The following is a 12,347-nucleotide window of genomic DNA, read 5'->3' as shown; positions in this document are numbered from 1 at the left end:
GCTTTTCAAGGCACCATCTGCCGATTCTCGAGACTTCTGGAAAGCTCAGAGATTGCTTGACACCGACCACGTCCTCAGGTCACCACATCTTCCGGGCGACAAGTAAACACCACGCCCGATTGGTGTCACCAATTAAGGCGACTTGTCCGACTCGGCAGGGATCGCGACCGCTCCTACGTCGCTCGTCACGGGAGAGATGTGGGCAAGTTGTCCAGGCGGCTTTCGGCAGTGGATGCCACGGTGATTCTCACAGGCCCGAAAACGGACGTCAAGAGCAGATTACCCAAGGGCATCTCCACCACGCCGCTCACCGCCACCGTCGCCGAACGTCCGTCACGGGTCCCTGTCCCCTCGACCAGCGACATTGTACTGACATGCTCGGGGAGAGGACGGGAAGACAGGAAACTCTCGGCCTGCGCCCGCACCGACGCATCCGTGACAGGGATACGGGCACCCAGCCCCTGCCGGTAGACCACCGACTCGTTCAAAGCATCAGCAGCATCGAGAGCCGCCCCGTCAGCCATGTCGTACAACCGAGCTCGCGCCAGCTGCAATGCCGTCACGTTCACGATGCCGACCACCAGGGTCAACGCCAACACGGCACATCCCAGAACGAACAGACCGATCTGACCGGCTTCTCCCGAAACAGCAACACCCCTGCGTTCGTGACCGCAGGAAGACCCTGTCGCGCCCGCACAGACCAGCGATTCTCGGTCCGTCAGGTCGCTGTCCATCTCACCGCTCCCGGAATCGGTCGACCGTCGCCCCGTAGCTTCCGTCGACCCGTACCGTCAACGGCCATGCGTCGGAGAGGAAAGCCGGCAGCAGAGGCAGAGGGACATCGACGGCGGCTTGGACTTCGATCCTCGCGTCCGGACTGAGGCAGGGGTCGGCTGCGCAGCGGATGGTGACCCGCCCTCCGTCCAGTCCGTGATCGGCGTAGGCCAGTTCGGCCGCAGCCTCGGCGCGGGCCTGCGGCGAGACGTGCCTGGGCGCGGTGACGAACGCACGTCCGGCCTCCCTGGCTGCGGTCGACACCGCGAAGGAAGCCGCTTGGAGGCGTGCCACGGTCAGCACCAAGTAGATCAACGGGATCAGCAGGATCACCACCAGGAAAACGAATTCGACGACGGCTGACCCGTCCTCGCTGCGGCGTCGATTCGTCATTGGTCCTCGGCGAAGGCCCGGCCCCGCGTGGTGACCGCACCCGGCGGCCCCCACAGGGCGATGACCGGCAGCGGTGCCGTGATCTGGACCTCGACGACAGCGACGCCGTTCTCGACCCGCCGTAGGACGTGAACGTCCTGGGCGTAACGCGCGGACAGGCTCTGGGTCACCAGGTCCTGGCTTCGCGCCGCCCCTTGTTCGAGGGTCATCCCGGTACGGGCTCCTGCGCGCGCACCCTCCGAGGCGGCCCAGGTGAGGGTGTTGCGCACGTGCAGGGCGAACCCGAGCTGCAGGAGCGACAGGGTGATCGCACACACCAGGACGGACACCAGGACGAAGTCGACGACGGCCGAGCCTTCCTCGGTCCGGTCGTGTACTTCCGGGCCGTGGCCCCCCTGGTGCGGCGCTGCGGACACTACTTCCGGCCGGGGCCGGTCACCCCGGAGATCGCCGTGGTGAAGACCTGCGCGAGCTGGTCGCCGGCGATGGCCCAGATCGTGGTGACCAGCCCGGCGGTCATCAGGGTGACCAGCACCCAGCCGGGGACGTCGCCGCGTTCCCGTTCGCGTGGTGACCCGGTGGCGCTGCACAGACGGGCCAGCACGAGCAGAGTGGCTGCCATGGCGGACATCGGCCATGCCCAGAGCGCAAGTGCTCCTGAGCGGACGAGCTGTCGCCACCTCGTTGGGATCCTCATCGTTACTTCCTTCCGTGTGCGGGGGTCTGCGACCTCATGGGAGAGGTCATGGGGTCAGTCGCAGGTAGATCAGTCCCGGGTAGATCGCGAAGAGCACCGTGACCGGCAGGACGAGGAAGACCACCGGGAGGAGCATGAGGATCTCCTTGCGTCCGGCGGACTCCATCACTTCCCGGCGTCCTTCCTCCCGGGCGTCCTGGGCCTGTGCGCGCAGAACGTCGGCCAGCGGGGTGCCCCGTTCCAGGGCGATGACGACGCCGTCGATGAATCGTCCGAGGCCGGGAAGGCCGGTGCGTCGGGCCATACCCTGCAGTGCGACGGGCAAGGTGGCGCCGGCTCTGGCATCGGCCAGGCAGCGTCGTAATTCGTCGGCGAGTTCACCGGAGGAGAGTCTGCAGACTCGTTCCAGCGCTGCGGCCGTTCCTTCTCCAGCACTGACAGAAAGAGCGAGGAGTTCTGCCACGGTAGGGAATTCAGCGATGATCCGCTGTTCTCTCCTGGAGACGGCGCGGGTGAGTTCGTGGTCGCGCAACAGGATTCCCCCTAGCGCTCCGATGAGTACCGCCGCCAGGGGGAGGAACAGCGATCCAGGCCTGCGCGCCCAGATCAATGCGGCCATCCCGAGGCCGGCCAAAGCGCCGGCAGCACCCCAGACAACCTGTTCCACACGGAAGGCGGCCACATCTGCAGACTGCCCAGCGCGAGTGAGTCGCCTCGCCACCGAGTGGGAGCCGCCGAGCATCGTGTCGATCGCCCGTGCGACGCGGGCGACAGCCGGCTCCGTCCACGACCACAGCCGGGACGGTCTGTCCTGCCTACGTGCCTGCAGCAGAGTGCTCGTCGGGGCGACCTCACGGACGTAGGGCGCGAGACGGTCGGCCAGGGTGGGGGTGCGCCGGAAGGGCAACCGCGCCCACAGCAGCAGGATCCCCCAGGCCAGGGCGAGCCCGCAGAGCGCGCCGACGGCTCCCATACCGGTCATCGCAGCACCCTTTCTTCCTCGGGCAGACGTCCCAGGACGGTCATCAGGCGGTAAGCGGTCGCCGAGACCACGGCTCCGATCAACAGGACGAGACTTCCGCCCGCGCCTGCGTAGGCCCGAGCCGAGTCGGGACGGGTGCACAGCATCGCCAACACCACCCAGGGTGCGATCACCGCCAGGCGCGCCGCATTCACCGTCCAGCCCTGCCTGGTCTCCAGTTCTGCGCGGGTGCGGGCGTCATCACGCAGGAAACCGGAGAGGGTGCGCAGCAGGCGGCCCAGGTCGCTGCCGCCGACGTCCCGAGCTATCCGCAGGGATTCGATGAGTCGGTCCCCGACGGGGTCGGCCAGACGCTCCTTGAGTTCGTCCAAGCAGCAGTTGAAACGTCCGGTTGCCCGGTAGTCGTCGGCGAATGCGGTGAAGGCCGGACGGAGTTCGGCCGGTCCTCGGGCACCGACCTGGGCCAGGGCTTCGGGGAGGGACAGCCCGGCTCGGACCGCCGAGGCGATGTTGTCGACGACATCCGGCCAAATCTCACGCAGGGCGATACGCCGATTGCGTGCCCGGGCGCGGACGAGGACCACCGGGATGTAACCGGCCAGTGCGGCGAAGGAGACGCTGATGGGAAGGACCTCGGTGGCGGCGTAGACGAGAAGTCCGGCGACGAAGGCGCTTCCTGTGCAGGCGGCCAGGATGTGGACGGGGCGGTAGCGGGTGAATCCGGCCTGGACGAGGTCGTCCTGGAGCCGTAATGCCCAGGCCGGTCGGCGACGGTTCCTGGTCTCCTGGGGCCACAGGGAGTTCCACAGGCAGAAGAGTCCTGCGCCGAAGAGGAGTCCGACGGCTGCGCCGCTCATGCCTTGCCTCCGCCGAGGAGGAGGGCGAGGTCGTATCCGGCTCGTTCGAAGCGGTCGCGGTGGGGTGGGTAGCCGTCGGCGCGGGTCAATACGCCCTGTTGTCGGACGAAGATGTCGGCGATCTCGATGACATCGCCTTCGACCCGGCCGGGCAGGGCGACGATCTCACGGACCCGACGTCGCCCGTCGGCGTCGAGACCCAGGTGGACGACCAGATCCACGGCATTGGCGACCGTGGGCACCACGAAGCGGGAGCTGACGTTTTCGCCGGCGAGCAGGGGCAGGACGCACATCTTGTTGACGGCTTCGCGCGCCGAGTTGGCGTGCAGGGTACACATGCCGGGGACGCCGCTGTTGAGGGCGAGGAGCAGGTCGAGGCTCTCTGCCTGACGGACTTCACCGACGATGATGCGGTTGGGTCTCATCCGTAGCGCTTCGACGACGAGTCGGCGCAGAGGGACCTCTCCGGTGCCTTCCAGGCTGGCCTGGCGGCATTGCATCGCGGCCCAGTCGCGGCACTGCAGTTTCAGTTCGAAGACTTCTTCGCAGGTCACGACGCGTTCTCGGGCGGGGATCGCGCTGGAGAGGCAGTTGAGCATGGTGGTCTTGCCGGCCTGGGTTCCTCCGGCGACGAGGATGTTCAGCCCTGCGGCCACGGCGGCCTCGAGGAAGTGTGCTGCGGGTGCGGGCAGTGAACCCAGTCGGACGAGGTCGGTGAGTCGTTCGGCGCGGGCGACGAACTTGCGGATGTTGACGAGCCAGTGTCGGCGGGACACATCGGGGATGACGACGTGGAGTCTGCTGCCGTCCGGGAGGGTCGCGTCCACGAAGGGGCAGGACAGGTCGACGCGGCGTCCGGAGGTCTTGAGCATGCGTTCGACGAGGTCGCGGATGGTCTCGTCGGTGAGCACGGTGGTGGTGAGTTCGGCGACCCCGCCGCGGGCGACGAAGACCTGGTGGGGCCCGTTGATCCAGATCTCCTCGACGGCCGGATCGTCGAGATAACGCTGGAGGGGTCCGTAGCCGGCGATGGCGTCCATGACCTGGCGGAGGGTGCCCCGGGGGTCGGTGAGTCGAGGGAGGCTGCTGGTGAGTGCACGCAGCTCGTAGTCCTCGATCGCTGCTTCGACGAGCTCGAGGAAGGCCGTTCGTTGAGTGAGGGGGTCGACTCCTTCACGGCGTACGAGTTCACGCACCTCGTTCTCGACCAGCTCCCCCGCCGGTGTCATCGCTCATCCCCCGATATGTCAGTTCTCGACCTGGACGAATGTCCGAAAAGAACCTTAAGGGTGATTCAGGACGTTCGGGCTCATCATGAGGCGCCAGGAGGGACCACGACGGGAATTCGACCCACAGGGGCAATGAACCCCCACCCGGGGCAGCTGATTCGACGAGCCTCCCGCGTGACGTGAGTCCTGTCACATCTCAGGTCGAACCGGACACTCGGGCTCATGGGCCCCACCTCCGGCCACCGGCCCCCACCGGACCCGGCGAGACCCCCGGAAGACCAGGATCCATTTGGCGCCGAAGGGAATCCATCTTCGGGCATTTTCGGACAAGCCACCCTAATGTGGGTTCATGGTCGATGACATGAACATCCCCCATGGCACCGGGACCCTTCCCCCGCTCGAATACGACTGGGCCAACGACCCCGACGGACTCACCCCGGCAGACTTCGACACCAAGGACTGGTTGCTCGACTCCCTGCTCTCAGCGATACCCGGCGAAGCCGACACCGACAAGGCCATCAGCATCGGCCTGTCCGTGCACGGCACGGTGCTCTCCGGACGAGCCGTCTCCTTCGCCCGATGGACGAAACTGTGGACCGCCTATCTCGCAGAATCCGGCGGACGCAACGGACAGGAACTCGGCGAAGGATTCCAGGTCGTCCTCCCCGACGCCGTGCAACATCGCACCGATTTCCGCAACCGCCGAGAAGCCCGGCACCTCCCCGTCCCCAAGCCCGAATATCTCAACCTGACCCACGTCAAGGTCGTCATCGGCGATCAGCTGGTCAACATCCGGTTCACCCGCGTCCGGACAAGTCAGATCGATGCATGGTGGGTCGGCGAATTCGGGGAGGAAGAGTCCTGACCCCCGTCGGCGGACAGCAGCCACCGCACGGCTTCCGCCGCAGACCATCCCTGCGGATAGAGCTCCGACAACAGCCGCACCCCCCGCAGATCCTGACCCAAGGTCACCCCCGGAAGCTCCGTATAGCCGTCCTTACGGGTTTGCCCCAGGCCGATATCGGCCATCAAGGCATTGCACAGACACCGTCGCCCGACCGTATCGGCTTCCACCCCACCCTTGCGCAGATAAATCTCCACCGGCTCACTGGCGCAGCGATAACCCAATGAACCGTCCAGCCGCTCGTAGGGCTCGCGGAGATAAGAGAGATCGCACAACCGCGGCCGCTGCTCGTAGACCTCGGCCTGCGCGACCGTGCCGGACAACTCGGCCAACTTGAACGGGAAGCCCGTGGGCGAGGCCCGGGGATCATTCCGCACCCGAAGACGACCCGAGTCGATCTCGGCCAGCAGTCGCGCGCGCAGCCGACCGGTCAGGCCGGAATCGGTGGACAAGGCGAAGACGGTGCCGCACTGCACCCCGGATGCGCCCGTAGCCAACGTTGCGGCCACCCCCTCGGGGTCGGCTTGGGCGCCGGCCAGCCAGAAAGGCGCCCCCAAGGCCTCGAATACACCCAGATCTGCGACATCCCGTGGTCCGTAGACCGGTTCGCCGTCCTCCCCCAGGCGCAGCCGACCACGTGGTGGGGCACTGTGACCACCGGCCTGGGGGCCTTCCACCACGAAACCATCAGGTCGGATCCGGTCGTCACGGCACAGATAGGTCGCCAGTGAATGCACCGACACGATCGCCAAGAACTCCGGCCGGCGCAGGTCCGGCACGGGCACTCCCAGTGCGGCGCCCGGATCGAGTGCCACGACGTGTCGGCGAGTGGCTCCGACCACGTCGACGGTGAGCTCGCATGGCCGCCCCGCAGCGAGCGCCGTGAGTACCCCGGGGATCTCGCGGGGGATGCCCGCGCCCATGAGCACCACGTCGACCTCGGCCAGTATGGCCCCCAGCAGTGCGGCAGGTGTTCCCATCTGGATCTTCTCCAGCAGGTTGATCCCCACGATCCCCTGGTGGCCCTCCTTGGCGAGCCATACCTCGACGAAGTTCCCGGTGATCGACAGGTCGAGAGCGTCCTGACCCGGTTCCGCGGTCAGGCGGGGGTGCGGACGGTACGGGACACCGGGCGCACGCCCGTCCGGGCGGAGGTATCTCGCCAGTACCCGTTCGACCATCGCCAGGTCGGGGAAATGGGAGAGTGCCCGCCGGCAGTGCCCGCCTGGGTCTCCGTCCTGCAGGCGTCGGGCCAGTACGGCGTCCAGCGCGGTGCCGGAAACCACGCCGAGTTGCCCTGCCGCGGCGACCGCGCGCGCCATCTGCCAGGAGGAGACGGCGACCCCCATGCCGCCCTGGATGATCGTCGGCACCGTGGAGAAGGTCATCGCGTGGCTCCGTGGGTAGGTGTGGGCAGGTCCTGGTGAAGGAACTTACGCTGACGTAAGTTTCTCCACCGTAAGTTACGGTAGCGAAAGTTACGCTATCGAAGGTTGGCGCTACCCGGAAGTACCCCGCACACCCACCACTTATCCACAGGCGCTCCGCTCCGGGACACGCCGCCGGACCCCGCGCACTCAAGATGCTCCGCATGGAGCTCACGATCACCCTGCGCCGCTGCGACCCCACCCGCGGCACCGACCAGGACCTGCTCGTCACCGTTCCCCGCGACACCCCGTTCTCGACACTGCGAGCCGTCCTCGAACAGGAGCTCGGGCTCCCGACCTCCCGACCCGGGCCCGGGCCCGGGCCCGAAGGTAGGCGACTCCTCCCCCACTGCACCGATGTCCCCCTCCAGGACACCCACCTCTTCGGCTGCCCACCGCTGCTCGACGGAGCCGTCATCACCTGGAAGACGCCCCACGAAGCGGCCCCCGACCGGCCACCCGTCGTCGACCTACGAGTCCTCTCCGGCCCGGACGCAGGACGCCGAGCCGTCCTGCCCTACGGAGACCACCTGATCGGCCGGAGCCCCGACGCGGCACTCACCCTGGACGACGGCACCGTCTCCCGGCGACATGCCACCCTGCGGATCACCCCGGCCGGGATCACCGTCCACAACCACGGCGCCAGCAATGGCGTACGTCTCGACGACACCCTCCTGGACGGTGACTGTGCTCCTGTCGGCATGTCGGACATCCTGCAACTGGGAGCGAGCGGGATCACCGTCGTCCCCCTGCGGGACACTCCCCCGGTCGCCGGCCGAGCCTGCGGGGACGGGACGATCCGCTTCCACCCCGCACCTCGCGACATCATCCAGCCCCCGCCACACACCGTCTCCTTACCCGCAGCTCCGGCGGAGCTCGAGCAACCCCGACTCTCCATGCTCCTCCTCCTGCTGCCGGCGGTCTTCTCCGCAGCGGCCGCATTCCTCCTGAACAGTCCCGCCCTCCTCCTCTTCGGCCTCCTGGGGCCGGCGCTCTCCCTGACACAACAGCTCACCGATCGACGGCACCGCCGTCGCCGCGAAGCAGAAGAGGCAGAGCGGCACCTGGCCCGATCGGAACAGATCCGCCGGAATATCGCCGTGCTCCTGGCCGAGGAGACCTCGGTGCGGGCACTCTCCTGCCCGGACCTGGCCACCGTCGCAGAGGTCTGCCGAACTCGCGATCACCGCCTATGGGCACGGCGACCCCAGGACCACGACTGGATACACCTGCGCGTGGGCCGAGGCAGTATGCCGAGTACGTTGACCGTCCGCCACGGAGAACGTACGGAGAGCCCCGCGCTGACCGACGTCCCGATCACCATCGACGTCGCCGATGTCACCGGGATAGCGCCGGATACGTCCGGCGCCGAGTCCCGTCGTATCGCCGACGGATTGGCCCGGTCACTCCTGATCCAGACAGCCACCTGGCACAGTCCCAGAGCCCTTCGCCTGTGGGTCATCGGTGAGGACCGGGCCTGTCTGACCGGATGGGAATGGCTCTCCCGACTTCCTCACCTGCGCGACGAGAGCGACCCCGCGAACACACGGATCCTCCTCGCCACCGACCGTGACGGACTCCGCCGTGGACTGAATCCCCTGCTGTCCGAGTTGCAGACCCGCAGGGGAACACCGAGCGCCCGGCCCAGGACGGAGGCCGGACCCGACCAACTGGTCGTCCTCCTCGGCGGGCACCGGTTACGGGAGCACGCCGACCTGTCCGCCCTGCTCAGGGAAGGGCCGGACCACGGCGTCGCCGTGCTGCACCTCGCGACGGACCACCGTGAGCTGTTCGCCGAATGCACCACCACCGTCCGGGTCGGACACCGGCCAGGAACCGGTGACCACGCGCGGCTCCGCACCCCCACCGGCACACAGACCGTCCGGCCCGACCTGTGTCCCCAGGAGGTCGCCGAGGAGATCGCCCGGGCACTCGCCCCGCTGCGGGATGCCACCCCCTCGACCGGTGGCGAGCTCCCCGACTCGGTGCGGATCACCGAGCTCACCGAAATGCCCTTCGATCCTCGGGAGATCACCCGGCAGTGGGCGGTCACCCCGGCGAGCACCGAGATCGTCGTAGGTCGGGATGCCGAAGGTGCTGTCCGTCTCGACCTGTGCGCCGACGGCCCGCACGTCCTGATCGGGGGCACCACCGGTTCGGGAAAGTCCGAACTGTTGCGCACGCTCGTCGCCGAACTCGCCCGGGGGAACCGTCCGGATCGGTTGGCCTTCGTCCTGATCGACTACAAAGGTGGTTCCGCCTTCGACGCCTGCGCCAGGCTGCCCCATGTCGTCGGCCTGGTCACCGACCTCGATGAATCACAGACCCGCCGGGCCCTGACCGGACTCGACGCCGAGCTCCGCAGGAGAGAATCCGCCTTGCGGGCGGCCGGTGCGAGCGACCTGGAGGAATACCACAGGATGGTCGACGCCGGACGCCACGGAAAGGACGGTCGACCACTGACCCATATCGCACGGCTCGTCGTCGTGGTCGACGAATTCCGTTCGCTGGCCGATGAACTACCCGACTTCGTCTCCGGGCTGGTCCGGTTGGCCGCCCTCGGACGATCCCTGGGACTGCACCTCGTGCTGGCCACCCAGCGCCCGGCCGGCATCGTCTCGGCCGACATGCGGGCCAACATCTCCCTGCGGATCGCGCTCAGGGTCCGCGATCCGCATGACTCCCTCGACCTGGTGGAGACCGACGCCGCCGCCCGGATCAGCCCACGGCACCCAGGACGCGCCGTGATCCGTGGCGCCGACCAGGAGGCCACCGTCGTGCAGACCACCTACCTGGGGAGCAGACCCGGCCGCGAAGAGATCCCGGTGGAAGTGCGTCGCCTCCCGACGCTAGGCCGAGGCCCGTGCGCCGACGCGCCTCGGCTGATCCATTCTGCACGTCCCCTGCACTCCTCCCAGGTAGCCGATCGTCCAGAAGAAGAGGGTTCCCCCGACCTGCACCGTCTCGTCACCGCACTCGTCGAGTCCTGCGCCCTCACCGGCGCCCGCCCACCGGCGCCGCCCTGGCTCCCACCGCTACCGGTCGAACTGACCTCGAAAGAGATCGAGGAGCTCACCGTCCGAAGTCACGGACTGTTCGACGGTCTGGGTGACCCGCCCGCAGGAAAGGTCCTCGTGCCTGCACAATGCGCAGGTCCGCTCCGACCGACGGTGGTCGTCGACGACCCCTCCGGACACGGACGAAGCGCAGCCAGCTGGCATCCCGGCCAGGGCCATCTGGCCGTCGTCGGCGGGCCTCGGAGCGGTCGGAGCACCACCGTGACCTCACTGGTCCTGGCCGCGGTGCAGGCTTCCTGCCCTACGGATCTCGCCGTCTACGTCGTCGACGCCTCCGGCGCATTGGCCAGCCTGCGTCGCCAACCCCACATCGGCGCCTATCTGCGATTGGACGAGATCGGAGCCGTCCGGAGACTCATCGACCTGTTCCACGAGCTGGCCTGCCGCAGCGAGCCGTCGACTCAACGACGGCTGCTCGTGATCGACACCTGGGAGGATCTGCGGGACGCACTGGACCGGGTCGATCACGGTGTCGGCTCCGAGTCCTTGGTCCAGGCCGTGCGCGCCGGATCCGTCGCCGGGATCACCGTGCTGGCCGCCGGAGGGCGAGGTCTGTTGAGCGGGCCGGTCTCCTCGGTGCTCACCCGGAGGATGATCCTGCCACTGGCGGATCCGACGGAGGCCTATCTGGCCGGGGTGGAACCGGTCCCTGGTCGGCAGATCCCCGGCCGTGTCCGGTTCTCCTGGAACGAGAATGCAGGGCAGGTGGCTCTCCCGGATGTCCACGGCCACGGGACGGACGACACACAGCCAGAGCGCGAGATGTCCCACCGCCACTGTTCCGGACCACAGATCCGGGTGCGCGCGCTGCCCCCTCAGATCGAGGAGAGGGATCTGTCGACGACTCCGGCCGTGGATGTCGACGGACTCTCGGTGGAGGTGCCCTTCGCCATCGATCACGACGGTTCTGTCGCAGGTCTGGTCCTGGACGGACGAGGTGTCCTGGTCGCCGGGCCGAGGGGCAGCGGGCGCACCAATGTGCTGGAGCTGATCGCGGGGCGTCTCCATGCGGCCGGGGTGCCTCACGTCCGTTGTCACCCTCGGGGCGGGTTCTCGACGGGCGACGGGCAGGTCTTCGGCCCGGAGGACGCGGAGACATTGTTGGCACGGCTGCAGGAGGAGACCCGCACGATCTGTCTGGTCGACGACGTAGATCAGGTGGACGGCCGCTTCGAGGAGGTGCTGGCGGCGTACGCCGCGGCCGGCCATACCGGGTCGGTGGTCGCCGCCGGTTCGTTCAGCGAACTGGTGGACTCCTATCGGGGTCTGGTCGGCAGGCTGCGTCGCTCGTCCTACGGGGTGGTCCTGAACCCGGGGCCGCGCTGCGGCGATCTCTACGGGACGGGCGTGTCCGTCCACGAGCCGCTGGTCCCTGGCCGGGCTGTCGTGATGGACGACGGACGTTCTCGGGTGGTTCAGGTGTTCCGCGCATCTCGCGCGGCCAGGATCGTGCCTCCCGCCCCGCTCAGGCAGAGTGCGGCGACCCCGACGGCAAGCAACGGCTGACCGGCTTCGATCATCGTCGGACACAGCAGGAGTACGAGGACGTTCCACAGAACGGTGGGTGTGCGCGGCCACTCAGACCCGACCCATAGACCTCGGGCGAGGACGAGGAGCCCGGCCGCACCGAGGAGGAAGACGACGACCGACATGGCGACCCGCATGCTGTCGTCACCTTCTCCGCGGACGAGTTCGACGACGTAGAAGGCAACGAAACCGAGGATGATCGCGACTTGGACGAGGAGGGAGCCCACGGCCACCTTGGCAGCGGCGCCGGGTACCTCCTGGGGGGCTACGAGAACTCGGGGCACTCCGTCAACGTACCGATCAGGACCGGCGGAGAGGGCTGTGGACTTCCACCGGCGTTGAACATCCACCGGTCGCCCGAAATATGAGACGCTCATTGAAGTATCAACATCACTTCATCGAACTCACGGACGACCGTTCAGGACGTGCGACCTGCCGACACGCCCGTGGACACCGAACGCAATCAGGTTGTTTTCAGGC

At 67.8% G+C, this 12,347-nt stretch carries 11 protein-coding genes; 2 read left to right on the top strand and 9 right to left on the bottom strand.

Annotated elements, in window-relative coordinates; genetic code table 11:
• Nucleotides 1–185: 185 nt before the first annotated feature.
• From AUCHE_RS09735 to AUCHE_RS09705, 7 genes are all read right to left on the bottom strand, one after another.
• Nucleotides 186–734, bottom strand: coding sequence for a pilus assembly protein TadG-related protein (locus AUCHE_RS09735; protein WP_006503133.1), 549 nt, complete (start codon nt 732–734; stop codon nt 186–188).
• 1 nt (nt 735) lies between these two features.
• Entirely contained in the window at nt 736–1,167 is a 432-nt protein-coding gene (locus AUCHE_RS09730) for a TadE family protein (protein WP_006503132.1), read from the bottom strand.
• Complete coding sequence (locus AUCHE_RS09725; RefSeq protein WP_006503131.1) at nt 1,164–1,583, bottom strand: TadE/TadG family type IV pilus assembly protein; 420 nt, start codon at nt 1,581–1,583, stop codon at nt 1,164–1,166. The genes AUCHE_RS09730 and AUCHE_RS09725 overlap by 4 nt, the downstream gene beginning before the upstream one ends.
• Nucleotides 1,583–1,798: a hypothetical protein gene (locus tag AUCHE_RS09720; protein ID WP_006503130.1), complete on the bottom strand. Its 216-nt coding sequence runs from the start codon at nt 1,796–1,798 to the stop codon at nt 1,583–1,585. Before AUCHE_RS09720 ends, AUCHE_RS09725 begins: the two co-directional genes overlap by 1 nt.
• 112 nt (nt 1,799–1,910) lie before the next feature.
• Nucleotides 1,911–2,846 (bottom strand): type II secretion system F family protein, encoded by a 936-nt coding sequence (locus AUCHE_RS09715; RefSeq protein WP_006503129.1) that lies wholly within the window; start codon nt 2,844–2,846, stop codon nt 1,911–1,913.
• Nucleotides 2,843–3,703, bottom strand: a complete 861-nt coding sequence (locus AUCHE_RS09710) for a type II secretion system F family protein (RefSeq protein WP_006503128.1) — start codon at nt 3,701–3,703, stop codon at nt 2,843–2,845. The genes AUCHE_RS09715 and AUCHE_RS09710 overlap by 4 nt, the downstream gene beginning before the upstream one ends.
• Complete coding sequence (locus tag AUCHE_RS09705; protein ID WP_006503127.1) at nt 3,700–4,932, bottom strand: CpaF family protein; 1,233 nt, start codon at nt 4,930–4,932, stop codon at nt 3,700–3,702. Before AUCHE_RS09705 ends, AUCHE_RS09710 begins: the two co-directional genes overlap by 4 nt.
• Nucleotides 4,933–5,281: 349 nt before the next feature.
• Between AUCHE_RS09705 and AUCHE_RS09700 the strand changes: the two genes are divergently transcribed.
• Nucleotides 5,282–5,797 (top strand): hypothetical protein, encoded by a 516-nt coding sequence (locus tag AUCHE_RS09700; protein WP_006503126.1) that lies wholly within the window; start codon nt 5,282–5,284, stop codon nt 5,795–5,797.
• Here the strand turns inward: AUCHE_RS09700 and AUCHE_RS09695 are convergent.
• Nucleotides 5,749–7,224, bottom strand: a complete 1,476-nt coding sequence (locus AUCHE_RS09695; RefSeq protein ID WP_006503125.1) for a nitronate monooxygenase — start codon at nt 7,222–7,224, stop codon at nt 5,749–5,751. The genes AUCHE_RS09700 and AUCHE_RS09695 overlap by 49 nt on opposite strands.
• 203 nt (nt 7,225–7,427) lie before the next feature.
• On the opposite strand from AUCHE_RS09695, the gene AUCHE_RS09690 reads away from it, so the two are divergent.
• Complete coding sequence (locus AUCHE_RS09690; protein WP_006503124.1) at nt 7,428–11,846, top strand: FtsK/SpoIIIE domain-containing protein; 4,419 nt, start codon at nt 7,428–7,430, stop codon at nt 11,844–11,846.
• Here AUCHE_RS09690 and AUCHE_RS16235 read toward each other — a convergent pair.
• Complete coding sequence (locus AUCHE_RS16235; RefSeq protein WP_143114836.1) at nt 11,756–12,244, bottom strand: hypothetical protein; 489 nt, start codon at nt 12,242–12,244, stop codon at nt 11,756–11,758. The two genes, AUCHE_RS09690 and AUCHE_RS16235, sit on opposite strands and share 91 nt — an antisense overlap.
• Nucleotides 12,245–12,347: the final 103 nt, after the last annotated feature.

Source organism: Austwickia chelonae NBRC 105200, assembly GCF_000298175.1.
Taxonomy (GTDB): Bacteria; Actinomycetota; Actinomycetes; order Actinomycetales; family Dermatophilaceae; genus Austwickia; species Austwickia chelonae.
The sequence above is the reverse complement of the archived record's forward strand: the minus strand, read 5'-3'. Positions and strand labels throughout refer to the sequence as shown.

What these genes read in the sequence shown, in the direction of transcription:
- AUCHE_RS09735 (WP_006503133.1), bottom strand. Translation starts at nt 734, where the DNA reads ATGGACAGCGACCTGACGGACCGAGAATCGCTGGTCTGTGCGGGCGCG.
- AUCHE_RS09730 (WP_006503132.1), bottom strand. Translation starts at nt 1,167, where the DNA reads ATGACGAATCGACGCCGCAGCGAGGACGGGTCAGCCGTCGTCGAATTC.
- AUCHE_RS09720 (WP_006503130.1), bottom strand. Translation starts at nt 1,798, where the DNA reads ATGTCCGCCATGGCAGCCACTCTGCTCGTGCTGGCCCGTCTGTGCAGC.
- AUCHE_RS09715 (WP_006503129.1), bottom strand. Translation starts at nt 2,846, where the DNA reads ATGACCGGTATGGGAGCCGTCGGCGCGCTCTGCGGGCTCGCCCTGGCC.
- AUCHE_RS09710 (WP_006503128.1), bottom strand. Translation starts at nt 3,703, where the DNA reads ATGAGCGGCGCAGCCGTCGGACTCCTCTTCGGCGCAGGACTCTTCTGC.
- AUCHE_RS09705 (WP_006503127.1), bottom strand. Translation starts at nt 4,932, where the DNA reads ATGACACCGGCGGGGGAGCTGGTCGAGAACGAGGTGCGTGAACTCGTA.
- AUCHE_RS09700 (WP_006503126.1), top strand. Translation starts at nt 5,282, where the DNA reads ATGGTCGATGACATGAACATCCCCCATGGCACCGGGACCCTTCCCCCG.
- AUCHE_RS09695 (WP_006503125.1), bottom strand. Translation starts at nt 7,224, where the DNA reads ATGACCTTCTCCACGGTGCCGACGATCATCCAGGGCGGCATGGGGGTC.
- AUCHE_RS09690 (WP_006503124.1), top strand. Translation starts at nt 7,428, where the DNA reads ATGGAGCTCACGATCACCCTGCGCCGCTGCGACCCCACCCGCGGCACC.
- AUCHE_RS16235 (WP_143114836.1), bottom strand. Translation starts at nt 12,244, where the DNA reads ATGAGCGTCTCATATTTCGGGCGACCGGTGGATGTTCAACGCCGGTGG.